The sequence below is a fragment of the Halococcus dombrowskii genome, from assembly GCF_022870485.1.
GTDB classification, from domain to species: Archaea; Halobacteriota; Halobacteria; order Halobacteriales; family Halococcaceae; genus Halococcus; species Halococcus morrhuae.
Window position 1 is genome coordinate 1,084,231 of sequence record NZ_CP095005.1, and the last position, 24,260, is coordinate 1,108,490.

The window sequence follows — 24,260 nt, forward strand, 5'->3', positions numbered from 1 at the left end:
GGTCGTCTACGACGGCGCGACCGTGACCTGCCGCCCGCGATCGATGGCCTGCTCCAGCTCCTCGGCGATGGCGCTCCCGCGCGAGACCTGCACCTCACCGCCGCGCGAGACCGTCGCCGTGAACAGATACTCGCCATCGGCCTGGACTTCGACCGTCTCGCCCGCGTGCCCCTCCATCGGGATGACGACGTGTCGAGCGGTGATCTCGGGCGTGACGATATCGCCCGCACCGTTGCCACCGCCCACCGAGCCGCCCGTGCTGCCGCTCGACCCGCCAGCAGCACCGCCGCCGGATCGTCCGCCCGGTCGCTCGTCGAACGTTCGCACGTCGATATCGATCCCCAGTCTGTTCTCGATGTCGGTGATGCGCCCGCCGCCCTTGCCGATCACCGTCGAGATGTCGGCGTCCTCGACGTAGACCACGGCGGTGTTCGCACTTTTCAGATCGACCTCGCAGCTCCCGTGCGCGACCGACCGGATCTCCCGCTCGATCTCCTGTTTCGCGATCTTGTCGACGCCGCTGTCCTCGCTCTCGGCGTCGCCGACCGGCACGGTGACGACCTGCCGGTTGAAGCTGTAGATCTCGTACTCCGGACGACCCGTCTCGAAGTCACGAACCTGGATGACGGGTCGTGCGAGGTCCTCCTCCATCAGCCCCTCGGGGACCTTGACCTCGGTTTCGACGTCGTAGACGGTGGCGATCTCGCCGGCCTCGACGAACACCACGGTGTCGACGACCTGCGGGATCATGCCCAGCTCGACGCGACCCACGAGTCGCCCGAGCGCGTCGATGGCCCGCGTCGCGTGGACGACACCGACCATCCCGACGCCCGCGAGGCGCATGTCGGAGAACACCGAGAAATCCTCGGTCTTTCTCACTTCGTCGTAGATGGTGTAGTCCGGCCGGACCATCAGCAGCGAATCGGCCGTGTTCTCCATCTTCCCGTCGAGCTCGGTGTACTGGGTCACCTCGGCGTCGACCTGCAGATCGCGCGGTTTCTCCATCGTCTTCACCGAGAAGTCCGAATCGGCGAGGAACTCGGCGATCGCCCCCGCGAGAGTGGATTTGCCCGCTCCGGGCGCGCCAGCGACGAGCACGCCGCGCTGGTGATCGAGCAGGCGCTCGCGGAGGTCCTCGGCGTAGTCGTAGTCCGCCAGCTCGGTCTCGGCGATCGGCCGGACCGCCGTGATCTCCAGCCCGTCGGCGAACGGCGGTCGCGCGAGCGCGATCCGGTACTCGCCGAACTGGACGATCGTCATGCCATGTTTGTCGAGTTCGACGAACCCCTCGCTGGAGGCGTGTGTCGCGCTCTCGATCTCGTCGATCCACTCGCGGAGCTCGCCCTCGGTGAGTTCGTCGTCGCCGATTGCCTCGAAACGCATTTCCCCAACTGTCCCACGCTTTGCCATCGGGGGCACGCCCGTCTTGAGGTGGACGCTCATCGTCTCGTCGTCGAAGAACTCCTCGATCGCCAACGTCTCGACCTCGCGGACCTCGGGATCGACGTACTCGACGGCAAGCCCGGTGGCACGGGCGACCTCGCTCTGAACCTCGTCGCTCGTGAGCAGCGTCGCCTCGTGGTCGGCCGCGAGGTCGCGGATGAGCGCGTCGACGCTCCCCTCGTCGGCGCTGTGGCGCTCGCTCGCTTCGGGTCGCCGGCCGATGTAGTCGATCTCGATCTCGCCATCGTCGGCGAGATCGGCGAGCCGCTGGAGCTCGTCGAGACCCTCCCAGCCGGTCTCCTGGCCGTCGTTGGCCTGCGCTTCGAGCTCGGCGACGACCGCCTCGGGGATCGCGACCGTCTCGCCGGAGAGCCCACCGCTCGCCGCTCGTTCGGACACGCGACCGTCGATGACCGCGCTCGTGTCCGGGACGATAGTCATACCATCACTGGGCCGGCGAGCGGCATAAGGATGTTCAAGCGCGGGCGAAAGCGCTTATGCGCCGCTGCCCGACCGCCCGCCATGTCCACCGTCACGGAACTCACTCGCGACCTCGTTGCGATCCCGAGCCACGACGACGAGACCGAAGCGGGCGATTTCATCGAGAGTTGGCTCCGCCGCGAGACTGACGCCGCCGTCACCCGCGACGAGGTCGGCAACGTCATCGCTCGGCGCGAGAGTGGTGAGGAGTCGCTCGCGCTCGTCGGCCATCACGACGTGGTACCGCCGGACGATTTGCAGGTCGAGGACGGCGAATACGTCGTCGAGGAGCGCGATGGGCGACTCCACGGCCGCGGGACGGCGGATATGAAGGGCGCTGTCGCAGCTGCGATGTGCGCCTTTCGGGATAGCGAGGTGCCACGCACCTCGAAGAGTCGGGCACAGCCCGACGGCGCGGATCCCACTATCGAACTCGTCTTTGCCAGTTTCGTCGGCGAGGAGATCGGTGGCGAGGGTGCACGCTACGCCATTGATCAGGGATTCGCGCCCGACTGCGCAATCGTCGGCGAAGGCTCGACGGGGTATTCGGCAGCCGGCGTGACCGACGTCGCCATCGCGCACAAGGGCCGGCGCGCAAGCACCATCACCGCCCACGGAACGGCCGCGCACGCAAGCGAACCCGAGGCCGGCGAGAACGCCATCTATCGGGCTGGCGAGGCGGTCGACGCGATCCGAGGGATGGACGGGCCGAGTGCCGAGGTGTTCGGCGAGGACGTGGAGGGGAGCGTCGTCGTCACCGAGATCGAGGGCGGGTCGGCGTGGAACGTGCTCCCCGAATCCTGTTCGGTGACGGTCGACGAGCGCACAGTCCCTGGCGAGCGCGCGCCGCTCTCGCGAGTCGAAAACGAGAGTACTGAGTGGGTCGTCGATCAGGACCTCCCACCGATGGCCTGCAACGACGAGGCGTTCGCCCAGCGGGTGCTCTCGGCCGCTGACGGCGCACAGAGCGGCGACCCCGAACTGGTGACGAAGCCACACGCGACCGACGCAGGCTGGCTCGCCGAGGCAGGGGTGACGTGTGTGGTCTGTGGTCCTGCCGAACCGGGCGAGGCCCACACGAGCGAGGAGAGCGTCTCGCTCGACGTGCTGGATCGGTGCTACGACATCTACCGGGGCGCGGCGTCGGGAGGCGAGAATTGATAGGCCACCGCCCCGGGATTCGGGTATGGCAACCGACGCCACGCAGACCGCTGCCTACGAGGAACTTCTCGACCGCTACGAGCGCATCTCGAACATCGAGGGTGCGGCGGGGATCCTCAACTGGGACCAGGAGGTGATGATGCCCGAGGGCGGCACGCCCGCGCGCTCGGCGCAGCTCTCGGCGCTGTCGGCGACGAGCCACGAACTCCTCACGGAGGAAGCGATGGGCGACGCGCTCGATGCCGCCGAGAGCGCGGACCTCACGGACGAGGAAGCCGCCGCCGTCCGCGAGATCCGTCGCCAGTACGAGCGCGCGACGCGCGTGCCGACGGAGTTGGTCGAGGATATCTCGCGGACCACGAGCGAGGCGCTGCCGGTCTGGAAGGAGGCCAAAGCCGAGGACGACTTCTCGAAATTCGCACCCGTTCTTGAGAAGCTCATCGACCTCAAGCGCGACTACGCCGAGCAGATCGACCCCGACCGCCCGGCCTACGAAGTGCTGTTCGAGGACTACGAACCCTATCTCGGGCTCGATACTGCCGAGCGAATCCTGGAACGTCTGCGCGAGGAACTCGTCCCGCTCATCGACGCGGTGGGTGAGAGCGATGTCGAACTCGCGAGTCCGTTCGCTGGCGAGTTCGATCCCGAGACGCAGGAGGAGCTCACGCGCGACGCGCTCGACACCTTGGGCTACGACTGGGATCGGGGCCGTCTCGACACCGCGCCACATCCCTTCTCGATGGGCACCACCTTCGACGCGCGCGTGACGACGCGCTACGAGGACGACGACATGCTCGGCGCGCTCACGAGCACGATCCACGAGTTCGGTCACGCGACCTACACGCAGGGGTTACCCGACGAGAAACACGGGAGTCCGCTCGGCGAGAACCGGAACCTCTCGGTCCACGAATCCCAGTCCAGATTCTGGGAGAACCACGTCGGACGCTCGGAGCCGTTCTGGTCGCTGTTCGTGCCCCATGTCCGCGAGCGGTTCCCAGAACTCGACGGCGTGACACCCCGTGACGCCTACGAAGCTGCCAATCGGGTGTACGACGACAACCCCATCCGGATCGAGGCCGACGAACTGACCTACCACATGCATATCGTCCTCCGGTTCGAGATCGAGCGCGAGCTCATCGAAGGCGATCTCAACGTGGCCGAGGTCCCCCAGGTCTGGAACGACAAGATGGAGGAGTATCTCGGGGTTCGGCCCGACACCGACGCCGAGGGCTGTCTGCAGGACATCCACTGGTCGCACGGCTCCTTCGGATACTTCCCGACGTACTCGCTCGGCAGCGTGCTCGCGGCTCAGCTGTACGCGAGCGCCGACGAGGCCATCGACGATCTCGACGGACACGTCGAGGCGGGCGAATTCGGCCCGCTCCACGAGTGGCTCACGGAGAACGTCCATCAGCACGGCAAGCGCTACACGACACCCGACCTCATCGAGGAGGCCACCGGCGAGGCGTTCACCGCCGACTACTTCCTCGACTACACGAGCGAAAAATACGGCGCGCTGTACGATCTCTGAGGACGGATTCAGCGATTCGCCCTCGATATCTCTCGGTCCGCTTCCGGCAGAGGTGTGGGTCAACCACCAGAGCTATATGAGTGGTGTGCCATGACGTAACACGCATGGCAACCGCATCGAACGAGAACGACATCGACGATTTTCTCTCGGGACGTGGTCACGACACCGACTCGCCGGGGTGGGAGGAGAGCTACAACAAGAAGCAGTGTCCCGACTGCGGCGGCCTTCACGAAACGGACGCGAGCACGTGTTCGGTCTGTGGCTGGTCGCCGCGAGCCGATTAACGTTAGACCGGGGCGAAGCCGGTAAGTGTCGTCCCTGCCCAGCGCGCACGTGGGCATCCTCAACACGCTCGGCCTCGTGGTGACGCTCGCCTTCGCGCTCCCGGTCGCGTTACTCGGCGTCAATCTCGTCATTTCGGGGCGCACAGCAACCGGAATCGCGCTCTGTGTCGTCGCCGTCCTGATGGTCGCGCTGAAACAGTACGTCACGACGCCCGACGACGTGCCGACGGCGGCAGCCGAAAAGACCGTGAACGCGGTCGTGAAGGACGATGAGAACTAGTCGGCAGCGGGCGCTTCGGTTTCGGCGAGCACGTCCTCGACCGTGACGCCGCTCGGTTCGTTGTCGAGCAGCACGTCGACCGGGAGCGTCGGCGCGCCGCTCACGAGGTCTTCGAGGAGGACGAGTCGCTCGCGCGCGCGGCTCATCCCGACGTAGAACACGCGGCGCTCGTTGTCGGTGAGCATCGGCACCGGGTCGGTGCCCTTGTCGAACTCCCCGCCCGGCACGCCCGCCGTGTCGTCGACCGAGGCGGCCATCTGCTCGACGACCTTCTCGGTGAGATCCGTCGCGACGAAGACGTGATCGGCCTCGCGGCCCTTCGCCGAGTGGATGGTTCCGACGCGAACGCGATCACGCTCGACATCCTGGTAATCGCCCGCGAAGTAGGCCTTTACCGACTTCTTCTGGAACTGCGAGGTCTTTCTGAGCATGTCCTCGGCCGACGCCGGCCCGGGCATGAACGGTGCGTGTTCTTTGACCAGATCGGGATCGATGACGAGATCGGTGAGATCCTCGACACCCGCTTCCTCCTGTCGCTCGTCGATCGCGTCGTAGAGCGCGTCGCGGTTGTTCGTCCCGAACGCCGTGTCGGCGAGCATGTCGGCGAGTCGGCGGGCTTCGAGCCCCGTGATCGATTCGCCGGCGGCGGATTTCTCGACGGCGTTGACGTAGTCGGCCAGTCGGTCGGTCCACATCCGCTGGTCGGTGAGCGCGCGGAAGGGAATGCCCTCGCCGATGAACTCGTCCATGAACTGGAAGAGCTGGTAGCGCGCGCGGAAGAGTATCATCGCCGTCTCGTCGGTGTTCTCGACCGTCGAACGCACGTTGCGAACGAGATCGAGCATCGACGGCGTCTCGACGGCCTCGACGCTCCCGCCCTCGATCCGTGGTCTGAGGTTCTTCTCCTGACGGTTCTCGATGTGGCGGATCTCCCGGTTGACGACGTTGAGCACGCGCGAGGGGAGTCGGTAGGAGGTATCGAGGATGACGTCCTCGCCACCCTCTTCGAGCAGGAGCTGTGGGTCAGCGCCCTGCCAGGCGTAGACGACCTGATCGTCGTCGCCGGCGATGAGCGCGCGCTCGACGTGTGGTTTCCACTCCTCGTAGACCGAATACTGGAGGGTGGTGATGTCCTGAAACTCGTCGATGACGAGGTAGTCGACGCTTGGCAGTAGCGAGCGCTGCTCGACCCGTTCGAGCATGTCCGCGAAGCCGACCTTGCCCGCCTCGCCCTTGTGTGTTCGCCACGCACGGATCGCCTCGGGGACGTCGATGCGGTCGTCGTCGCTCGGCCACGTCGGGGTGTACTTGTTGCCCTGCTGGGCGTTCTCGTCGATTTCCGGCGGGAGGCGCACCTCCTCGTCGTTCCACTGGAAGGGGACGTCGTACCAGTCGGCGACGTCCTTGGTGGTGCGCTGGAGCCACTGGCTCGTGGCGATGATCTTGTTACCGATGGTCGTCGAGCGCGCGCTCCGGCGGCGCGAGCCCTCGTACTCGTCCTCGAAATCGAGGCCGTAGGACTCGCAGAACTCCTTTTTATCCGTCTCGCCGACGACATCGCCGCTCGAAAGGTCGAGCAGGCTGTACGCTTTCGCGTGCATCGTCGAGACGTTGCCCTTGAGCGAGCGCGGACTCACGTCGAGGCGCTCGGCGAGACGCTCGCGGATCTCGGTGGCAGCCGCTCGGGTGTACGATACCACCAGGACGTCGTCGATGGTCACGCCGGGGTGATCGAGGATCTCCTCGACGCGATCGAGCAGCGCCGTCGTCTTCCCGCTGCCCGGCCCGCCGAACAGCCGGGTGACGTGCGAATCGGTGGACATTGGCCACAACAGGAACTCGCCCACTATAAGCGGCGTGGCTCCCGAACGCCACACTCATGCCACGACGGGAAGTAGAAACGCCATGTTCACCGGCATCGTCGAGACGACGGGCGAGGTACGGGACGTGCACGAGGCAGAGAGCGGGCGGCGCATCCACGTCGCGACCGATCTCTCGGGGCTCGAACACGGCGACTCGATCGCCGTCGACGGCACCTGTCTCACCGTCGAGGAGACGGGCGAAACCATCGAACTGTTCTGCTCGGCCGAGACGCTCGCGCGGACGACGCTCTCGGCGATCGAGTCGGGCGACGCGCTCAATCTCGAACGCCCGCTCGCCGCCGACGGACGCCTCGACGGCCACTTCGTCCAGGGCCACGTCGATGCGACCGCCGAACTCATCGACGTCGAACAGGTCGGCGAGGACTGGGAGTTCACGTTCTCGCTGCCCGACGATGTCGCACACTACGTCGTCGAAAAAGGGTCGATCACCGTTGATGGAATCAGCCTCACCGTGGCCGAGCTCGACGAGGACCGCTTCTCGGTGGCCGTGATCCCGACGACCTACGAGCTGACGACGATGAACGAGTTGGCACCCGGCGACGGCGTGAACATCGAAGTCGACGTGATCGCGAAATACGTCGAACGATTGCTCGACGGACATCGCTGATACCGCTGAAAACGGCGGTCGGCGCGCGCTCGCGCTCGTGTGCGAGCAACGCGAGCACCGAGCGCGAACACTGCGCGAGGGATGAGCGAACGAGCGCAGCGAGTGAGCGAATCGGTTGGGGAGGAATGTGGGCTGTTGTGGTGCTGGTGCAGGAAGTAGTGGTGTCCGCGCGAGTGCAGCGAGCGCGGTTCGCCGCGAGCGAACGTAGTGGGCGAGCGGATGTTTTTAGTCCAGGTTTTTGCGACGAGTGGTTCGCCGGAGGCGAATCCGAGTCGTAAAAAAGTGGAGGCGTAGCATTATACCGTCCACGCGCGAAAGAGCGGGCATGCCCAAATACTCCACCGGCGACGCGTCCGGGGGTGGCGGGAGCTGCGAGCTCTGCGGGACCGCGAGCGACGATCTGACGACGGCGATGGTCTCCGGGGCCGAGCTCGATCTCTGTCCCGACTGCGTCCCCCATGGCGAGCAGGATCGACGGTCGAGCCGAGACACCGGGGGCCGTGACGGCGGCTCCAGCGGTCGTGGCGATCGCCAGCGAGCGGCCAGCAACGTCGCGAAATTCGGGGATGCCACCACGGGCGATTCGAGCCACTGGGAGCGCGAGGGGACGAACTACGACCGCGATCAGCTGCCGTATCTCGTCTCCGAGTATGGCGATCGGGCACGGAGCGCGCGCGAGGAGGCAAACCTCGATATCGCGGCGCTGGCCGACGAGCTCGACGCCGATCCGAAACAGCTCGCTGCGATCGAGGAGGGGCGTGCTGCCCGTGCCGGCGTCGGCGGCTCGCTCGTCGAGGCACTCGAAGAGCGGCTCGACGTGGTGCTCGTCGACGACTGAGACGAGGAGTCTCCGGAACGGGTAATTTTTGCGCGCCCGGAGCTAGTGGCATGGTATGGACCTCACTGCCGAACAGCGCGCCATCCGCGACACCGTCCGGGAGTTCGCTCGCGAGGAGATCAGGCCCGAGGCCGAGCGGGCCGATCGCGAGGAGCGCTTCCCGGAGGACGTCTGGGACGGTCTCGCCGACCTCGATATGACTGGGTTGACGACGCCCGAGGCCTATGGGGGATTCGACGCCGATTCGCTCACCTATAGTTTGGTGAACGAGGAGCTCGCCGGCGGAATGTTGGCGGTGGCGACGGCGCTATCGGTCCACTGTCTTGCCACCTCCTGTATCGCCGAGTTCGGCGACGAGCGCCACCGCGAGCGCTGGCTGCCCGAGATGGTCGACGGTCGCCCCGTGGGCGCGTTCGCGCTCTCGGAGCCCCACGCCGGCTCGAACCCCGCCGCGATGAGCACCGAGGCACGACGCGAGGGGGATTCCTATGTCATCAACGGCGACAAGCAGTGGATCACGAATGGCGAGCGCTCCGGGGTGATCGTCCTCTTCGCGAAGACCGATCGCGAGGACGACCGAAGCATCACGCAGTTCCTCGTGCCGAAGGATACCGAGGGCCTGGAGGTGGGTCCCACAGAGGACAAACTCGGCCTGCGCGCGAGCGACACGACGAGCCTGACCTTCGACGACGCGCGGATTCCGGTCGAAAACCGACTGACGGAGGAGGGACGAGGACTGTCGGCGGCGCTGTCGATCCTCACCGGGGGGCGCATCGCCATCGCCTCGCAGGCGGTGGGGCTCGCCCAGCACGCTCTCGACGAGTCGCTTGCCTACGCTCAGGACCGCGAGCAGTTCGGCGACGCCATCGGCGAGATCCAGACGATCCGCCACAAGCTCGCCGAGATGCGGACGAAGACGCAAGCTGGTCGGCTGCTGACGCGGGATGCGGCCCGGCGCGCCGATCGTGGCGAGGAGCACCGCGAGGCCGCGAGCATGGCGAAATACGTCGCCAGCGAGAACGCTGTCGACGTGGCCAGCGAAGCGGTCCAGATCCACGGCGGTTACGGCTACACCACCGAGGGTGGCGTCGAGCGCCTCTACCGTGACGCGAAGATCACCACCATCTACGAGGGCACGAGCAACATCCAGAAGAACGTCATCGCCCGCGAGCTGCTCGACTGATCGAAGCCGACTTCCCCCGTCCTGTTCTTGCTCCGGTATGACCGTTACCGTCCCCGACGACGTCGACGCCGTCGTCTACGACCTCGACGGCACGCTCGTACGCCTCACCGTCGACTGGCGGACCGTCGAGAGCGAGATCGCCGCGGTGCTCCGCGATGCGGACGTCGATCCATCGGGCCTCGACGCCTGGGCGATGCTCGACGCTGCCGAGGACGCGGGCGTCGGGAGCGAAGTCGAGTCGCTCATCGCTGCGGCCGAACGCGACGGTGCACGCGACGCGCGCCGGCTGCCGTTCGCCGACGAGATCGAGACCCGACTCCCGATCGGGATCTGTTCGCTCAACTGCGAGCAATCCTGCCATATCGCGCTCGAAAAACACGACCTCGCCGAGCGGATGGGGAGCGTCGTCGGTCGCGATTCGGTTCCCGAGCGCAAGCCTGCGCCCGAACCGCTGCTGGCTGCCGCCGAGGAGCTCGGTGCAACTCCCGAGCGGACGCTGTTCGTGGGTGATTCAGCCGGCGACGAGGAGGCCGCCGAACGAGCCGGCACGCAGTTTGCGTACGTCGGCGACGGTCCGACGAGCTACTGATCGTCCATCCGGCGCGCGTAGCCGTAGACGCCGAGCGCGACGACGATCCAGACGACCGCACCGACCCGGACGGCGAAGGAGACGCGCGCGTTCCAGGAGTCGAGCGGGGTGCCCGCCGAGAGCAGCGCGACGATCGGCGCGCCGACGACGATCGTGAGGACGAACGTCACCTGCATCACCCAGCCGTAGTCGACGCCCTCGGGATCGCTCGTCTCGACGGGTTCGGGCACGGTGAGAGTTCTCGCGTACGGCGATAAGCCTTTCTCGCCGGGTCGTGGCCGCCGGCGTGGTGACACGCGCGATCGCCGGTTGTCGGAATCGAACCGATCGCCCGCTATCGCGGGGTGAGATCGGCCGCGTCGGCGAGCAGTTCGTGTGTTTCCAGCATCTTCTCGTGATCGCCCATCTGGTTCTGGACCACGACCTCGTCGACGCCGACCTGATCAGTGATCGTCTCCAGCAGCTCGCGGACCGTCGACGGGCTCCCCGAAATCTGGCGGGGCCATTGGCCCGGTTCGAGCGGGGTCGGCGTCGGGTCGGGCACGTAGCCGAGCTCTTCGATCGCCTCGTCGACCGACCGGATCGGGTCCTCGTTGATCGCGCCGCGCTGGATCCGTTGCCGCGACGCCTCGACGGTCGCACGCCGCCGGGCCGCCTCCTCGTCCGTCTCGGCACAGGTGACGTTGACCGCGATCGCTCCCTTCGAGTGCTCCGGCCCGGCCCCGTACGACGAGGGCTGGAACCGGTCGTGGTAGGTCTCGAACGCCTCGACGGCGGGGCCGGGTCTGAGAAATGCCGCGAAGCAGTAGGGTAGTCCCAGTTCGCCCGCGATCGCGGCGCTCGACGGGCTCGCCCCGAGCACCCATACCTCCGGAACGCTGTCGCGCGAGCGGGCGAGGCTCAGATCGTCGAACGGGTGATCGTCGTCGAACCCGTCGTAGAGGTGGGACGCGACCTCGTCGATCTTCTCGGCGTGGTCGTCGCTTCGGTGTTGTTCGCTCCGATCTTCCTGCAATGCGAGGTTACTGACTGGACCGCCTGTCGCGCGCCCGAGCCCCACGTCGATGCGGTCGGGTGCGAGCGCATCGAGCACGCCGAACGATTCGGCCACCTTGTACGGGCTGTAGTGGTTGAGCAGCACAGTACCGGACCCCACTCGAATGTCGTCGGTTTTCGCGGCGATGTGTGGGATGAGCACCTCCGGTGTGCTGCTGGCGAGCCGCTTGGGGAAATCGTGATGTTCGGCCACCCAGTAGCGCGAGTAGCCGCATTCTTCCGCGTGCTGGGCGCGCTCGACGGCGTTCTCGAACGCTTCGGTCGCCGTGCCGTTCTCCGGAATCGGTACGAGATCGACGATCGAGAGATCCATCTGTCGTGGTCACTCCTGCATCAACAGTCGATTGCTTCGAGCGCTGCGACGAGATCCGCTACCGTTGACGACGAGTCGGTCACAGGGCGTTCTCGACGCGATCGTAGCTGTCGATATCGACGCCCTCCTCGGTGATCGTCGCGAGCGAGAGGCCGTTGCCGCTGGCGGTGTCGCGTTCGGTCGCGCTCTGGACCGCTCGGGCCGCGGTGGTTCGGGCATCGTCGACGCTCGCGCCCTCGTCGTACTCCCCTTCGAGGACGCCGAGCGCGAACGGCGAGCCCGACCCGCTCGCGGCGTACGTCTCCTCCATGACGCTCCCGCCGGGGCCGATGCTGTAGATGTGAGTGCCCTCGTCGTCGACGCCGCCGAGCACCGGCTGGACGATCTGGAAGTTCCCGCTCCGCAGGCGGTTCGCGGTGACGTTCGCGAGCGCGTTCAGACTCATCGTCGTATCGCGGCGGGTCTCGTAGAGACGGACCTCCGCACGCAGCGATTCAACTAGCGACTGGGCCGCGCTCACGCTCCCGGAGATGGTGAGTGCGGCCGACGAGTGAATCTGGAGGATCTTTCGGGCGTTCTTGCTCGCAACCATGTTCCCGGCGCTCGCGCGCATATCCGCGGCGAGCACGACGCCCTCCGCAGCCGTGAGACCGACGGTCGTCGTTCCCGTTTTCAACTCCGTCGTTCCGTCGCCTCCCGATCCACCACCGAACTCGGGCGTGGTGGCGCGCGCTTCGCTGTTGCGTCCGCCCATACGGTGACTGTCCTTACTCATCGTCGGCTTCGAAATCGATCTCGTCGAGCTGTGCTTCGATCTCGTCGTCGTCGAGCGTCCGGTACTGTTCGGTCTCGGTGTCGATCGTCGATATCGCCACCTCGCTCGGCTCGAACGCGTCCCGCACGGACGCGAGCGCTTGGAGCGCGATCTGGATGCCGCCGTCGAGGTCCGCGTCCGGCCGATAGTTCGTTTCGAGGTCATCGAGAATCGCGTCGCGGTCGGCACCGACGGCGCTTGCCGACCAGCCGGTCGCGGTGCCGGACGGGTCGGTCTCGAACAGTCGCGGCTCGCCGTCCTCGATGCCGGCGACGAGCAGCGCGACGCCGAACGGTCGCGCACCGCCGGTCTGGGTGTACTCCTGGATGTGGTCGGTGAGTTCCCCGGCGAGCGTTTCGACGCCGATCGGTTCGCCATAGCGCAGTCGCTCGACCTGTGCCTGCTCGCGGGCGAAGTCGACCAACTGTCGCGCATCGGCGACGTGCCCGGCCGAGCCGACGGCGATGTGGTCGTCGACCTTGTGGAGTTTCTCGATGCTCGATCCCTCCATCAGCGGCGATCGGACCCGCTGTTCGGCGACGAGAACGACGCCGTCGGCGGTCCGGACGCCGAGACTCGTGCTTCCCCGCTCGACCGCCTCGCGGGCGTACTCCACCTGATAGAGCCGGCCGTCGGGCGAGAAGATAGTGGTACCGCGATCGTAGGCTTGCTGTTGGTTTTGTCCTTGCATAGCGTGAGACGTCTCCGTTCGAATTCACCCGAAGTTAGGACTTCTTTTATATATAGGGTTTGGTTTCGCCGCATATCTTATGGCGCCATTTTGCGCTGCGTGGTCATAGCATGGAGTCGGAGCCGTTTACTCCCGTCGCGTGTGAGGGTCGCCCATGCCAACCACGGTCGGTGAGTTCCGTGCCGACGGCGAGACGCCGCTGACGATGTTGACCGCCTACGACGCGCCGACGGCGGCGGCCTGCGAGCGGGCGGGGATCGACGCGATCCTCGTCGGCGACAGCATGGGCAACGCGGCGCTGGGCTACGATTCGACGCTCCCGGTCACGGTCGACGAGGTCGCCAGCCGGACCGGCGCGGTCGCGCGCGCGACCGACGAGACGCTCGTGATCGCCGACATGCCGTTCCTCAGTTTCGGCGTCGACGAGGCCGAGAGCCTCCACAACGCCGGAAAGATGCTGAAGGAGGCGGGCGCACACGCCGTCAAACTCGAAAGCGGATCGCACACGATCGAGCTCACCGAACGCCTCGCCGAACTCGGCATCCCGGTGATGGCCCATCTCGGACTCACGCCACAGAAGGTCAATCAACTGGGCTACGCACGACAGGGGACCAGTCGGGAGGCCGCCAGCGAGATCGCCGACCTCGCCGTCGCCCACGAGGAGGCCGGTGCGTTCGCGCTCGTGCTCGAACACGTGCCGGCGAACCTCGCCGCCCAGATCACCGACGATCTCTCGATCCCCACCATCGGCATCGGCGCAGGGAAAAACTGTGACGGCCAGGTGCTCGTCGCCAACGACGTGCTCGGCCTCGGCGAGCGCATCCCGCCGTTTGCCGAATCGTTCGGTGATCTCCGCGGCGAGATGGAGAACGCGATCTCGGACTACGTCGATGCTGTCGAAGACGAGGAGTTTCCGGCCGACGAGCACAGCCACGTCGAATCGGATCTCGACGATCTCTACTGAGGCGGCTGGCGGAGCGGCCGTGCGGCCGCTGGGCGGCGGCGGGGCGGTTGCGGAGCGGTCCCCTGATGTCCTGGTGGATGAAGGGCGAGCGCGACCGAAGGGAGCGCGAGGGCTTCTGCGGTACTGTGCGGGTGCGGGAAGCGGAGAACGATAGCGTCCGCGCGAACGGAGTGAGAGCGGTTCACGAGAGACGCTTCGCGCCTCTCTGGCTCTCGTTCACTCCCTGCGGTCGTTCACGAGAACACCGCGAGCGCCGTCAGGCGCGAGCGGTCTTTTTTGGTGGAGATTTTTTGGCCGAGTGGTCCGCGAAGCGGACCCGAGGTCAAAAAAGGTCCTACATGTAGCCGAGATCGCGCAGGCGCTCCATCAGGTCTTCTTTGTCCTGGGCGCGGCCGGCGCGCTCGGTCGTGCCTTCGAGGTCCTGGAGCCAGGCGGGCTCCTCGTCTGCCTTTTCGGTGCTGACTTCGCTGCCGAGTGAGCGGAAGCCGGCGAAGTACTTCGGGCTGATCGGGATGTCCTCGTTCGTGAGGCCGTTCGGGAGATCGTCGGCGCTCTGGGGGACGTAGCCCTCGTCGGGGTACTCGGCGACCGTCTCGGGCACCGCGAAGTTCCAGAAGGCGTCCCAGACGTCGCGTTCCTCGAACTGCAGGATCGGCTGAATGCGGTCGTGGGGTGGGTAGATTTCGGGGTCGTGACGCGGGCTGAAGAAGGTCTCGTCGGCGCGGGCCTCCTGTTCGTCCCAGCGCACGCCCGAGATGACGCCGTCGACGTCGTACTCTTTGAGGGCGTCGTTGAGCGCGACCGTTTTCAGGAGGTGGTTGCCGACGTAGGTGTCGAGCAGGAAGTCGAACGTTTCTTCTTCGTATTCGAGGATCTCGCGGACGTGATGGCGGTTGTGCTCGGAGAGCTCTGAAATCTCGATGTCGTCGCCCGGTTCGAGCCCGTGCTCGTCGACGTAGTTGCCGACGTCCTCGTTTCGCGCGTAGCGCACCTCGAGATCCCACTCGTCGGCCCATTTGTCGACGAAGTCGTGGATCTCGTCGAAGTGCTGGTAGTGATCGATGAAGATCGCGGGCGGGACGTCGAGATCGAAGCGCTCGGCGACCTCCTTGATGAAGTAGAGCGTGAGCGTCGAGTCCTTGCCGCCGGTCCACATCACTGCGGGGTTGTCGTACTGTTCGAGCCCCGTCTTCGTGACCTGGATCGCCTTCTCGATCTTGTCTTCGATGCTCGGGTAGTCCTCGGGGTCTTCGCCCTCGCCGTCGGTGTAGTCGACGTCGAGGTAGTCGGGAAAGTCCTGTGGCATCTCGTAATGAGATATAATTAGGACAGTAAAAGCGTTTGTGGCTTCGCGTCGGGGTGGTGTGCTATCGCATACTTAGCGCAGCGCGCGGTACTCGCCGTGCTGGATGCCGATGAACAGCGTCAGTACGCCGAAGACGAGCAGGCCACCGAGCACCATCATCACGGTGCTCGTTGCCATCGGGCTCATGAACGTGCCGATGGCGATGATGGCGAACAGCACCACGAACGCCCCGACCGTCTTTCCGAGGTCGAACTCCATATCGATTCTCGGAGTGCTGTGAGAATAAGGGTTGGCAAACCGTTCAGTCGCCGCGACCGGTTCTCACCAGGGTGCGAAGTCGGGATCGACCTGCCGCTCGCGTTCGTCGATGGCGTCGATCTTTGCGATGTCCTCGTCGTCGAGGTCGACGCCGAGCGACGCCCAGTTGTCCTCGATGTGATCGGCGCTCGTCGCCTTCGGGATCACGGTCACGTCTTTCTCGCGGAGCCATGCGAGGCTGACCTGTGCCTCGCTGACGTCGTGTTTCTCGGCGATCTCGCCGAGTTCGTCGATCTCGAAGACCTTCCCGCGCGCGAGCGGCGAGTAGGCGACGAACTCGATGTCGTGGTCGTCACAGTATCCCCGGAGTTCGTCCTGGGGCAGAAGGGGATGGCATTCGGCCTGTTCGGCGAAGAGCGGCTCGTCGAGCACCTCACGGGCGGTGTCGAGATGGTCGAGTTCGAAGTTGGAGACGCCGATGTGATCGATCGCGCCGCGATCCTTCAGTTCGGCGAACGCCGATAGCGTGTCCTCGGGATCGTACTCGCCGGACGGCCAGTGGGTGTAGAGCAGATCGAGCGAGTTCACCCCGAGATCGTCGAGGCTCTCGGTCGTGGAGTGGATCACGTCGTCGTAGCCCAGATTCGAGATCCAGACCTTGGTGGCGAGGAAGACGTCCTCGCGCGGGACGTCCGCTCGCTCGATCCCCTCGCCGACGCTCTCCTCGTTGCCGTAGGCCTGTGCGGTGTCGACGTGTCGGTAGCCCGTGTCGAGCGCCGTGCGGACGCTCTCGGTACACTGTTCGGGGTCCTCGTTCTCCCAGGTTCCGAACCCGAGCATCGGCATCCCCTTCGCACGCTCGACGCTGTCGGGACTGAACTGCTCTGAAGACATGCACTCATTCGAAGGACCGACAACCGAAAAGCCGTTTGGGAAGCGGCGAATCGGACGATCCCACGCTGGAGCGCGAACGATCACGTCGTTCCGCGGCGTCGGTACACGACGTAGGAGTAGACGGTGACGTACGCGACGGCGAGCAGCGCCGGGACGACGACGAACGCGATGGCGGCGTCGGGGACGAGGAGGCCGCCGAGCGCGGCGATCCCGGCGATTTTCAGCGCGAGCGCCGCCCGGCGGTTCGTTCGCTCCCACACGACATCGTCGTCGAGCGTCCACGGCGTCCGGATCCCGGCGATCCAGTTCGGCTCGGCGCGTTCGACGAGCAGCCCGGCCCCGTAGAGAACGGCTCCGATCGCCGGCGCGAGCGCGGCCCCGATCGGCGGTCGAACGCCGAGGTTCCAGAGCAGCACGAGCGCGTGAACGTAGCCCAGAAACCACATCATCCCGGCGGCGAACCACTCGTAGATGCCGCGGAACGCCTCGATGTTTCGCTTTCGCGGGTCGAACCGTGGCGAGATGAGCATGAAGAGATAGACGCCAGCAGCGAGCGCCGGCAGGAAAAACGCACCCAACGGACGGGTCATCGTGCCGTTGACGCCCCCGTCGAGACCCCAGTTGGTCGCCAGTTGGGCCGGCAGGTCCGGGTAGACGACGGCGCTGGCGATCCCGGCGAGCGCGATGGCCGCGATACCCAGAGCACGTGGACGACGGTACCGCATGACGTATTCTACGAGCGAACGTGTCGTAAGTTTTGGGTCCGTTTCGGTGACTGTCCGGCGGCCGCGGTGCGCCTGTCGCCGCGGATCAGTCGAACATGCCGGTCGACATGTAGCGCTCGCCGCTGTCCCAGAAGACGGTGATGACGAGCGGATCGTCGGTGGTATCCGTGCCGTCGGTCGCGCTGCCGTCGTCGGCGAGGCGCTCGGCGACCCGGCGGGCGGCGAGGTTCGACGCGCCGCTCGACTGGCCCACCAGAACCCCCTCCTCGCGGGCAAGCCGTCGGCATTCGTCTTCGGCGGCGTCGAGGGCGACCGTCTCGACCGAATCCAGCAGGTCGGTGTCGAGAACTTCGCTCACGAACCCCGGCCCCATCCCCTCGAACTCGTCGACGCCGGCCTCGCCGGTCGAGAGCACGGCGTTGGTGTCGGGTTCGACCGCGACGACCTCCATCTCGGGAAACTCCTCGCGCAGTCGGCTGCCGATACCAGTGATCGTCCCGCCGGTGCCGACCCCGGCGACGAGCGCGTCCACGGTGCGCCCCTCGATCTGGTCGAGGATCTCCTCGGCGGTCGTCTCGTAGTGGGCGCGCGCGTTGGCGGGGTTCTCGAACTGGCGGAGCTGGACCATTCCCTCGGCTTCGAGTTCGTCGGCGCGTTCCCTCGCTTCCTCCATCTCCCCGTCGACGAGGTCGACGTCCGCGCCGTAGGCGCGCATGAGGTTGCGCCGCTCCTCGGATTTCGAGGCCGGCATCACGACCGTGAGATCGTAGCCTTTCGCCGCCGCGACGACCGCGAGCCCGATGCCCGTGTTGCCGCTCGTCGGCTCGACCATGCGGTCGCCGGGTTCCAATAGATCCTCTTCCTCGGCGGCCGCGACCATCGCCAGTGCCGGGCGGTCCTTCGCCGACCCGCCCGGGTTCTTCGATTCGATCTTCGCGGCGACGGTCGCGCCGGCCGGCGCGGCGACGGCCACCAGCGGCGATCCGATGGCGTCGAGAACGCTGTCGTCCATCGGCCCGCGATACGATGCGGGAGCCTAAACCGGTGACGGGACTACTCGATCGTCGTGTGGATCGATTCCTCGTCGAGCGCGAGGTTGGTGACGATCTCGGCGTTGCGGACGGCGTACTCGGCGGTCTTGGCGAGGCTGACGAGCACCTCGCGCACGCGCAGTAATGCCTCGTTGCCCATCTGTGGCAGGTCGTCCAGGATATCGCTCTCGCGATCGTTGAGCTCGGCGAACCGTTCGCGCACTTCGACGGTGCGTTCGAAGTCGCGTTCGACGGCTGCTCGCACCGCCAGTTCGGAGATCTCGTCGACGTCGTCGGTGAACTCCCTGATGCGCCGCATCGTCGCGTCGTCGATATCGAGCGTGTGGCCCGGCGACTCCATCGCGATCGTGGCGATGTCCTCGGCGTTGTCGGCGGTCAGCTCCAGGTTTTTCGCGATCGAGCGGTAGCCGATGAGCGGGAAGCCGTCGTCCAGCCCCACCGCCCGCGCGAGCGTCGGGTTCTGGTAGGCGGTGAAGATCAGCCGCAGGAGGAGGACGAAGATCTTGTTCGCCTGGCGCTCGCGATTCAGCGCTCGCTCGGCGAAATCGGGGTTGCCGAGCGCGAGCGCCTTCATCGCCTCGTCGCGCATCGTACTCCCCGTGGATTCGAGCCGTTCGAGCAGGTTGTCGAGCGTGAAGTCCTCCGGATCGACCGAACACCGGATGGCGATCCGTTCGGGCGTCTCCTCGATGACGCCGAGCCCCATCAGCTGCGTCTCGGCGTTGTAGACGGCGTTGATGTGGGCCGAATCGAGCGTTCCCTCCTCGACCTCGACGTGGATGACCCGCCGGCCGAGGACGTACTGAGCGACGATGGCGCGTTCGAGCACGTCCGCGTCCATGTTCTCGGCGTGGATCGTCGCCCGCGACTCCTCGGTCTGTGAGGATTCGGGCATCACGGTGAGCGTCCCCTTTCCCCCGGCGCGCAGCGATACCTCGTCGCCCTTCTCGACGTCGTGTGAGCGCGCCCACTCGGCGGGCAGCGTCATCGCCAGCGTCGACGGACCGAGCCGCTGGACTTTTCGCGTTTCGACCATGCGGTCATGGTGTCCTCAATCACCTTAATCTTCACCATACCCCACTAAACAGCCCGCCGAGCGTACTAGCGATACGCCCTTACACGATCTCCAGCAATCGCTGCTCGACGCGTCCGATCCTGACCTTTTGCCAGCCTCGCAGCTCCTCGTCGAGCTCCCTGTCACCGGTGTCGACACGCAATACGCCGATATCGTCGAGTTTGGCCCGCGAGGCGACGATCTCGATCTCGGACGCCCGGAGCACGGCCGGCGAGAGCTGCTGGTTGCCCCGCCCGAAGACGAACCCCTGACCGCCGATCGGCGAGACCATCACGACGTTCCGCTCGCCGAGATTCCCCTCGATCTCGTCGGCGCTGCCGTCGCGGACGAGCAGTTCGCCGCCTTCTTCATTCGCTTGCCAGACGTCGACACCGAGCGGGCTGCCGTCGAAGCCGAGTTCATGCTTGATCGCGCCGAGCGTGCTCCCCGGTCCGAGCACGTAGGTCGTGCCCGTATCGACGTCGGCGGCGACGCCCGCCGCGAGCGTCTCGACGCTCCCGCCCGAGAGCTGCTTGCTCGACTGGAGCTCCTCGGCGACGGGAACCTCGGCGAGCCCCTTCAGTTCACTCGTCACCTCGCCCGCGCGGTAGGCCTCCTCGTCGATGTCGTTGACCTCGCGGGTTTCGGTGCGCTCGAAGCTCGCCGCGATCCGTCCGGCCGCGCGCGGCGAGACCGCAAATACTGACGAATAGATCTTGACGCCGGCGGGCACGCCGAGCATCGGGATCTCGTCGTCGTGCTCGTCGAGCGTCTCGGCGACGTCGACCGCAGTGCCGTCGCCGCCGACGAAGAGAACGAGATCGACGCCCGCGTCGGCGAACGCCGCGACGGCAGCACGCGTGTCCGCGGCGCTCGTCTCTCCCGACGACTGGGTACGGACGTCCGGCTCGAACCCGGCATCGGTGGCGACCGTCTCACCCATCTTGCCACCGGCGACGAGGAGTTCGACGTCCGGATCGGTGGCCAGCAGTCCGTCGAGCGCCTCGCGGGCGCGTTCCGGAGCCCGCTGTTCCGCCCCACGCTCGCGTGCCTCCTCGACCTTGCCGTCGGTGCCCTTCAGTCCGACTCGACCGCCCATTCCGGCGATCGGGTTCACCACGAAGCCGACACGTCGCATACCGTCTTCAGTGGGGTCACCGGCAAAAGCCGTCCGACTCGAACGACCTATAGGGGGCGGGCCGGAAACACGGCCATGAACGCGGTGCTCCTTCAGGAAGGCGTGCAGACGGGTATCATCAACGGGGCCGGCGCACTCGTCACGATCGCGAGCCTGGCCGTCGTCGCCGCGTGGTGGGCGTATCTCTACCGCTGATCCTCGACGAGCGTGACGTGCTCGGCGAGCCAGTCGGCCGCCGCCGTGACCTCTTCCTGACTCGCGCTCTGGACCTTCAGACGGACGTGTTCGCCGGGATAGCTCCCCACGCTCACGTCGAAACGCTCGCGCACTCCCTCGATCCTGTCGAGCAGCGCGCTTTCGGGCTCGTCGGCGTAGACGAACTCGACGGCCTCGACGGTGCCCGTGAACTCCTCGGCAACTGACTCGAACATCGCCTTCATCTCGTCGGGCACGCCCGGGAACACGTACACCCCGTCGACGACACAGCCCGGCGCGACACCCTCCTCGTTGTGCAGCACGCGCGCACCGCTCGGGAGATCGGTCGTGCCGGTCGCGAGGTCGTCACGCTCGTACCCGCCGTGCGCTTCGAGCCACTCGACGGCCTCGTCGCTCTCTGTGAGTTCGCGGTCGAACGCCCGTGCGACGGCGTCCATCGTCATGTCGTCGTGGGTCGGTCCGAGCCCGCCGGTGACGAGAACGGCGTCGTAGCGGTCGTGGAGGCTGGCGATGGTGTCAGCGATCTCGTCGATATCGTCGGGAACGACGACCGCGCGCTCGACGTCGGCCCCTCGCTCGGTGAGGCGCGTGCCGAGCCACGAGGCGTTGGTGTTGACCGTATCGCCGGCCAGCAGTTCGTCACCGACGGAAACCAGCGCGACGCGCATACCGCAGGCTGGGTGGCGCGCAGTGAAAAACAGTCGGTTAGTCGCCGATAGCTACATGTTCGGCCACGCGCGCGCCGCACGCAGCGTGCCGCCGACGTCGCGGATCCAGCGCGTGGCGATCCCCTTCTTCAGGATCTCCGCCGCCGGCCCGCCGAAGGTGTTCATCGGAACGCCGACGACGTCGTGGGCGACGGCCTTGTCGCCGACCGAGACGACCGTGCCCTTGCTCTCGTGGGTCCACTCGGCCAGCGGCTGGCCGTGGAGCGCACGGGCGACGTTCTCGCCGGCGACCTCGGCGGCCTGCCAGGCGGCCTGTGCGGTCGGCGGACACGGTCCATCAGGCTGATCGACGATCGCCGAGTCGCCGAGTGCGAACACGCGGTCGTCGCTCGTCTCGAAGGTTGCGTCGGCGTTGACGCGGTTGTGTTCGTCGTCGAGGCTCGCATCGCCCATCGCGTCCTGACCGGTGATCCCACCGGTCCAGACGAACACGTCGTGGGCGAGCGACTCGCCGGATTCGAAGTGGATCTCGCCCGCTTCGGCCTGAGTGATCGGATCGCCGGTCGCGATCTCGATGTCGAGATCGAGCAGGCGCTTTCTGAGCGCCCCCTGGAGCTCGGGATCGTTACCCGGGAAGATCTCGTCGAGCGCCTCGACGAGCGTGATCTCGATCGGTGCGTGATGCATGTCGCGGAACTCGGCGACCTCGCCGGCGGTCTGGATGCCGGAGAGCCCGGCCCCGCCGATGGCGACCTGTGCGGGATCGTCCTCTGTCGCCTCGCGAGCGGCCTCCTTGACCTGATCGTGGATCTCGAAGGCGTCGTCGAGGCCCTTGAGCGTCAGCGAGTGCTCTTCGAGCCCCTCGATGCCGTAGTAGGCGGTCTGGGAGCCGAGCGTGACGAGCGCGTAGTCGTAGGAAACCGTCGACCCGTCGTCGAGGGAAACCTCCTGGTCGTCGCAGTCGAGACCCGTGACTTCGCCCTGGATGAAGCGCGTGCTGGGCGATTTGATCGAATCGACGGGGATCGTCACGTTCTGTTGGACGCTCGGATCACGGATACAGCGATGGCTCTCGTGAAGAACGAGATGGTAATCGTTGTCGGAGACCCACACGAGATCGGTCTCCTCGTCGAGGGCGTCTTCGAGGCTCAGTATCGCGCCGGCCCCGGCATACCCAGCGCCGAGGACGACGACGGTTGCCGTCATACCCATAATTCCGCGGTCGATCGTTACAAAGGCTTTGAAACACGATGCGACGGTGAATGGGTGTCATATGCCGGCGTCCCGTCCGACAGTGTATCATCCCGCTTGCGGGGGTTTTAATCGTCGTGGCACCCAGCGGTGGGCATGGTCTCGCGGCTCGTGCTCGGTTGCGGCTCCGTCGGTCGGACGCTCGTGAGCGAGCTCGCCGACCGGCCGGGGACGGTGCTGGTCTGCTGTGCGGACGAACATCGCATCGAAACCCTCCGCAGCGACCGCGTCACGGCCCGCCTGGCCGACCCGACCGACCCCGAAACCCTCGCGGCGGTCGAACGCTCGATCGACATCGTCGTCGTGGCCGACGACGACCCGGCCACCAACCGTGCGGCCGCCGAACTCGCCCGTGAACACCATCCCGATGCCTTCGTCCTCGCGTATGCGGGCGAGGAACCCGCTGTCGAAACACGGCTGCAGATCGAGTCGATCGCCGACCGACTCGTCGACAGGGAGGCGACCGTCGCCGGCGATCTCGTCGAACGCATCGGCGAGGCGAGCATGCGTCCCCGACGGCTCCGGCGTGTGCTCCGCTCGATCGACGGGCCGCTCGCGGTCGTCACCCACGACAACCCCGACCCCGACGCGATCGCGAGTGCACTCGCGCTCTGTAAGGTCGCACGGACGGTCGGCCGCGAGGCGGAGATCTGCTATTTCGGCGAGATCACCCATCAGGAAAATCGCGCGCTGATCAACGTCCTGGACGTCGAGCTCCGCGAGCTCGAACCGGGCGACATCGACGAATACGACGGGATCGCGCTCGTCGATCACTCCCGGCCGGGCGTCAACGACCAACTGCCCGAGAACACCCCCGTGGACGTGCTGATCGACCACCATCCACCGCGCGCGCCGGTCGAGGCGCGGTTCGTCGATCTCCGGAGCGACGTGGGCGCGACGAGCACGCTGCTCGTCGAATATCTCCGCCAGCTCGGCATCGAGATCGACGAGACCGTCGCGACCGCGCTGCTCTACGGGATCCGCGTCGACACGGACGACTTCCGACGCGAGGCTTCGACGGTGGATTTCGACGCTGCAGCCTACCTGCTCCCCTTCACCGACGAGTCGGTGCTCGAACGGATCGCGACGCCGAGCATGAGCGCCGAGACGCTCGAAACGATGGCGCGGGCGATCACCAACCGTGAGGTCCACGGCTCGGTGCTCGTGAGCCATATCGAGGAGCTCCACGAACGCGACGCGCTCGCCCAGTCGGCCGACCAGCTGCTCGATATCGAGGGCGTGCGGACCACACTGGTGTACGGCATCATCGACGGGACGGTCTACTGCTCGGGGCGGACCCGCGGGGCGACACTCGACATCGGCGAAACCCTGCGCGACGCCTTCGATCGGATCGGCAGCGGCGGCGGTCACGCCGACATGGCCGGCGCACAGATCCCGCTCGGGCTGCTCGGCGAGAACGAGGAGGCGGCGCTCTCGGAGATCGTTCACGATCTCATCGTCGAGCGCTTCTTCACGGCCATCGACTCGCGCCCCGACGCGCGCTCGGTCGGTCCGTTCGCCGACGAGGGTGGCGACGCTGACGATGAGGGGTCGCCACGCGACTGAACGAGACGCTTTTGT

Annotated in this window: 25 protein-coding genes; 10 read left to right on the forward strand and 15 right to left on the reverse strand. The window is 66.5% G+C overall.

Annotated elements, in window-relative coordinates; all coding sequences use genetic code 11:
• Nucleotides 1-6: 6 nt before the first annotated feature.
• The gene (locus MUK72_RS05860) at nt 7-1,884 is read right to left on the reverse strand and encodes a PINc/VapC family ATPase (protein WP_244704760.1); all 1,878 of its coding nucleotides are present in this window, start codon (nt 1,882-1,884) and stop codon (nt 7-9) included.
• An 81-nt stretch (nt 1,885-1,965) separates the two neighbouring features.
• Here MUK72_RS05860 and MUK72_RS05865 point away from each other — a divergent pair, with 81 nt between their 5' ends.
• From MUK72_RS05865 to MUK72_RS05880, 4 genes are all read left to right on the forward strand, one after another.
• On the forward strand, nt 1,966-3,084 hold the full coding sequence (locus MUK72_RS05865) for a M20 family metallopeptidase (RefSeq protein WP_244704762.1): 1,119 nt from the start codon (nt 1,966-1,968) through the stop codon (nt 3,082-3,084).
• Nucleotides 3,085-3,109: 25 nt separating this feature from the next.
• Nucleotides 3,110-4,615: a carboxypeptidase M32 gene (locus tag MUK72_RS05870; RefSeq protein WP_244704765.1), complete on the forward strand. Its 1,506-nt coding sequence runs from the start codon at nt 3,110-3,112 to the stop codon at nt 4,613-4,615.
• 104 nt (nt 4,616-4,719) lie between these two features.
• Nucleotides 4,720-4,899, forward strand: coding sequence for an HVO_0416 family zinc finger protein (locus tag MUK72_RS05875; RefSeq protein ID WP_004055889.1), 180 nt, complete (start codon nt 4,720-4,722; stop codon nt 4,897-4,899).
• Nucleotides 4,900-4,948: 49 nt separating this feature from the next.
• Nucleotides 4,949-5,179 carry a DUF7533 family protein gene (locus MUK72_RS05880; RefSeq protein ID WP_244704767.1) on the forward strand — a complete coding sequence of 77 codons (231 nt, stop codon included), beginning with the start codon at nt 4,949-4,951 and terminating at the stop codon, nt 5,177-5,179.
• Here MUK72_RS05880 and MUK72_RS05885 read toward each other — a convergent pair.
• Nucleotides 5,176-7,002 (reverse strand): UvrD-helicase domain-containing protein, encoded by a 1,827-nt coding sequence (locus MUK72_RS05885; RefSeq protein ID WP_244704769.1) that lies wholly within the window; start codon nt 7,000-7,002, stop codon nt 5,176-5,178. The two genes, MUK72_RS05880 and MUK72_RS05885, sit on opposite strands and share 4 nt — an antisense overlap.
• An 82-nt stretch (nt 7,003-7,084) precedes the next feature.
• On the opposite strand from MUK72_RS05885, the gene MUK72_RS05890 reads away from it, so the two are divergent.
• From MUK72_RS05890 to MUK72_RS05905, 4 genes are all read left to right on the forward strand, one after another.
• Nucleotides 7,085-7,669, forward strand: coding sequence for a riboflavin synthase (locus MUK72_RS05890; protein ID WP_244704771.1), 585 nt, complete (start codon nt 7,085-7,087; stop codon nt 7,667-7,669).
• A gap of 325 nt (nt 7,670-7,994) precedes the next feature.
• Nucleotides 7,995-8,507, forward strand: a complete 513-nt coding sequence (locus tag MUK72_RS05895) for a helix-turn-helix domain-containing protein (protein WP_244704773.1) — start codon at nt 7,995-7,997, stop codon at nt 8,505-8,507.
• 55 nt (nt 8,508-8,562) lie between these two features.
• Nucleotides 8,563-9,690, forward strand: coding sequence for an acyl-CoA dehydrogenase family protein (locus MUK72_RS05900; RefSeq protein WP_244704775.1), 1,128 nt, complete (start codon nt 8,563-8,565; stop codon nt 9,688-9,690).
• A 37-nt stretch (nt 9,691-9,727) separates the two neighbouring features.
• Nucleotides 9,728-10,279, forward strand: a complete 552-nt coding sequence (locus MUK72_RS05905; protein WP_244704777.1) for an HAD family hydrolase — start codon at nt 9,728-9,730, stop codon at nt 10,277-10,279.
• On the opposite strand, the gene MUK72_RS05910 is transcribed toward MUK72_RS05905, so the two are convergent.
• The 4 genes from MUK72_RS05910 to psmA all read right to left on the reverse strand — a co-directional run bounded on the left by MUK72_RS05910 (nt 10,273) and on the right by psmA (nt 13,153).
• Entirely contained in the window at nt 10,273-10,509 is a 237-nt protein-coding gene (locus MUK72_RS05910; RefSeq protein ID WP_004055896.1) for a DUF5822 domain-containing protein, read from the reverse strand. The genes MUK72_RS05905 and MUK72_RS05910 overlap by 7 nt on opposite strands.
• A 104-nt stretch (nt 10,510-10,613) precedes the next feature.
• Nucleotides 10,614-11,648, reverse strand: coding sequence for an LLM class flavin-dependent oxidoreductase (locus MUK72_RS05915; protein WP_244704779.1), 1,035 nt, complete (start codon nt 11,646-11,648; stop codon nt 10,614-10,616).
• Nucleotides 11,649-11,727: 79 nt separating this feature from the next.
• Nucleotides 11,728-12,402 (reverse strand): Ntn hydrolase family protein, encoded by a 675-nt coding sequence (locus MUK72_RS05920; protein WP_244704781.1) that lies wholly within the window; start codon nt 12,400-12,402, stop codon nt 11,728-11,730.
• A 13-nt stretch (nt 12,403-12,415) separates the two neighbouring features.
• The gene (gene psmA / locus MUK72_RS05925; protein ID WP_244704783.1) at nt 12,416-13,153 is read right to left on the reverse strand and encodes an archaeal proteasome endopeptidase complex subunit alpha; all 738 of its coding nucleotides are present in this window, start codon (nt 13,151-13,153) and stop codon (nt 12,416-12,418) included.
• Between the two features lie 154 nt (nt 13,154-13,307).
• Here psmA and panB point away from each other — a divergent pair, with 154 nt between their 5' ends.
• On the forward strand, nt 13,308-14,117 hold the full coding sequence (gene panB / locus MUK72_RS05930; RefSeq protein ID WP_244704785.1) for a 3-methyl-2-oxobutanoate hydroxymethyltransferase: 810 nt from the start codon (nt 13,308-13,310) through the stop codon (nt 14,115-14,117).
• Between the two features lie 334 nt (nt 14,118-14,451).
• Here the strand turns inward: panB and MUK72_RS05935 are convergent, their stop codons facing one another.
• From MUK72_RS05935 to MUK72_RS05975, 9 genes are all read right to left on the reverse strand, one after another.
• A complete protein-coding gene (locus tag MUK72_RS05935) occupies nt 14,452-15,423 on the reverse strand; it encodes a phosphoadenosine phosphosulfate reductase family protein (RefSeq protein WP_004055901.1) in 972 nt (323 codons plus the stop codon).
• 72 nt (nt 15,424-15,495) lie between these two features.
• On the reverse strand, nt 15,496-15,681 hold the full coding sequence (locus MUK72_RS05940; RefSeq protein WP_004055902.1) for a DUF7333 family protein: 186 nt from the start codon (nt 15,679-15,681) through the stop codon (nt 15,496-15,498).
• 63 nt (nt 15,682-15,744) lie between these two features.
• Nucleotides 15,745-16,575, reverse strand: a complete 831-nt coding sequence (locus tag MUK72_RS05945; RefSeq protein WP_343750012.1) for an aldo/keto reductase — start codon at nt 16,573-16,575, stop codon at nt 15,745-15,747.
• 80 nt (nt 16,576-16,655) lie between these two features.
• Nucleotides 16,656-17,300 (reverse strand): SdpI family protein, encoded by a 645-nt coding sequence (locus MUK72_RS05950; RefSeq protein WP_244704787.1) that lies wholly within the window; start codon nt 17,298-17,300, stop codon nt 16,656-16,658.
• Nucleotides 17,301-17,385: 85 nt separating this feature from the next.
• Nucleotides 17,386-18,312 (reverse strand): PLP-dependent cysteine synthase family protein, encoded by a 927-nt coding sequence (locus MUK72_RS05955; RefSeq protein WP_244704789.1) that lies wholly within the window; start codon nt 18,310-18,312, stop codon nt 17,386-17,388.
• Nucleotides 18,313-18,353: 41 nt separating this feature from the next.
• Nucleotides 18,354-19,388 carry a phosphate signaling complex PhoU family protein gene (locus MUK72_RS05960; RefSeq protein WP_004055906.1) on the reverse strand — a complete coding sequence of 345 codons (1,035 nt, stop codon included), beginning with the start codon at nt 19,386-19,388 and terminating at the stop codon, nt 18,354-18,356.
• 79 nt (nt 19,389-19,467) lie between these two features.
• The gene (locus MUK72_RS05965) at nt 19,468-20,544 is read right to left on the reverse strand and encodes an ATP-NAD kinase family protein (RefSeq protein ID WP_244704791.1); all 1,077 of its coding nucleotides are present in this window, start codon (nt 20,542-20,544) and stop codon (nt 19,468-19,470) included.
• 185 nt (nt 20,545-20,729) lie between these two features.
• The gene (locus tag MUK72_RS05970; protein ID WP_244704793.1) at nt 20,730-21,428 is read right to left on the reverse strand and encodes a competence/damage-inducible protein A; all 699 of its coding nucleotides are present in this window, start codon (nt 21,426-21,428) and stop codon (nt 20,730-20,732) included.
• Between the two features lie 51 nt (nt 21,429-21,479).
• Entirely contained in the window at nt 21,480-22,634 is a 1,155-nt protein-coding gene (locus tag MUK72_RS05975; protein WP_004055909.1) for an NAD(P)/FAD-dependent oxidoreductase, read from the reverse strand.
• Between the two features lie 141 nt (nt 22,635-22,775).
• Between MUK72_RS05975 and MUK72_RS05980 the strand changes: the two genes are divergently transcribed.
• Nucleotides 22,776-24,245: a DHH family phosphoesterase gene (locus MUK72_RS05980; RefSeq protein WP_244704796.1), complete on the forward strand. Its 1,470-nt coding sequence runs from the start codon at nt 22,776-22,778 to the stop codon at nt 24,243-24,245.
• Nucleotides 24,246-24,260: the final 15 nt, after the last annotated feature.

Excerpts from the sequence above, each read along its gene's own strand:
- MUK72_RS05860 (WP_244704760.1), bottom strand. The coding sequence starts at position 1,884 with ATGACTATCGTCCCGGACACGAGCGCGGTCATCGACGGTCGCGTGTCC.
- MUK72_RS05865 (WP_244704762.1), top strand. The coding sequence starts at position 1,966 with ATGTCCACCGTCACGGAACTCACTCGCGACCTCGTTGCGATCCCGAGC.
- MUK72_RS05870 (WP_244704765.1), top strand. The coding sequence starts at position 3,110 with ATGGCAACCGACGCCACGCAGACCGCTGCCTACGAGGAACTTCTCGAC.
- MUK72_RS05875 (WP_004055889.1), top strand. The coding sequence starts at position 4,720 with ATGGCAACCGCATCGAACGAGAACGACATCGACGATTTTCTCTCGGGA.
- MUK72_RS05885 (WP_244704769.1), bottom strand. The coding sequence starts at position 7,002 with ATGTCCACCGATTCGCACGTCACCCGGCTGTTCGGCGGGCCGGGCAGC.
- MUK72_RS05890 (WP_244704771.1), top strand. The coding sequence starts at position 7,085 with ATGTTCACCGGCATCGTCGAGACGACGGGCGAGGTACGGGACGTGCAC.
- MUK72_RS05895 (WP_244704773.1), top strand. The coding sequence starts at position 7,995 with ATGCCCAAATACTCCACCGGCGACGCGTCCGGGGGTGGCGGGAGCTGC.
- MUK72_RS05900 (WP_244704775.1), top strand. The coding sequence starts at position 8,563 with ATGGACCTCACTGCCGAACAGCGCGCCATCCGCGACACCGTCCGGGAG.
- MUK72_RS05905 (WP_244704777.1), top strand. The coding sequence starts at position 9,728 with ATGACCGTTACCGTCCCCGACGACGTCGACGCCGTCGTCTACGACCTC.
- MUK72_RS05915 (WP_244704779.1), bottom strand. The coding sequence starts at position 11,648 with ATGGATCTCTCGATCGTCGATCTCGTACCGATTCCGGAGAACGGCACG.
- MUK72_RS05920 (WP_244704781.1), bottom strand. The coding sequence starts at position 12,402 with ATGGGCGGACGCAACAGCGAAGCGCGCGCCACCACGCCCGAGTTCGGT.
- psmA (WP_244704783.1), bottom strand. The coding sequence starts at position 13,153 with ATGCAAGGACAAAACCAACAGCAAGCCTACGATCGCGGTACCACTATC.
- panB (WP_244704785.1), top strand. The coding sequence starts at position 13,308 with ATGCCAACCACGGTCGGTGAGTTCCGTGCCGACGGCGAGACGCCGCTG.
- MUK72_RS05935 (WP_004055901.1), bottom strand. The coding sequence starts at position 15,423 with ATGCCACAGGACTTTCCCGACTACCTCGACGTCGACTACACCGACGGC.
- MUK72_RS05940 (WP_004055902.1), bottom strand. The coding sequence starts at position 15,681 with ATGGAGTTCGACCTCGGAAAGACGGTCGGGGCGTTCGTGGTGCTGTTC.
- MUK72_RS05945 (WP_343750012.1), bottom strand. The coding sequence starts at position 16,575 with ATGTCTTCAGAGCAGTTCAGTCCCGACAGCGTCGAGCGTGCGAAGGGG.
- MUK72_RS05950 (WP_244704787.1), bottom strand. The coding sequence starts at position 17,300 with ATGCGGTACCGTCGTCCACGTGCTCTGGGTATCGCGGCCATCGCGCTC.
- MUK72_RS05955 (WP_244704789.1), bottom strand. The coding sequence starts at position 18,312 with ATGGACGACAGCGTTCTCGACGCCATCGGATCGCCGCTGGTGGCCGTC.
- MUK72_RS05960 (WP_004055906.1), bottom strand. The coding sequence starts at position 19,388 with ATGGTCGAAACGCGAAAAGTCCAGCGGCTCGGTCCGTCGACGCTGGCG.
- MUK72_RS05965 (WP_244704791.1), bottom strand. The coding sequence starts at position 20,544 with ATGCGACGTGTCGGCTTCGTGGTGAACCCGATCGCCGGAATGGGCGGT.
- MUK72_RS05970 (WP_244704793.1), bottom strand. The coding sequence starts at position 21,428 with ATGCGCGTCGCGCTGGTTTCCGTCGGTGACGAACTGCTGGCCGGCGAT.
- MUK72_RS05975 (WP_004055909.1), bottom strand. The coding sequence starts at position 22,634 with ATGACGGCAACCGTCGTCGTCCTCGGCGCTGGGTATGCCGGGGCCGGC.
- MUK72_RS05980 (WP_244704796.1), top strand. The coding sequence starts at position 22,776 with ATGGTCTCGCGGCTCGTGCTCGGTTGCGGCTCCGTCGGTCGGACGCTC.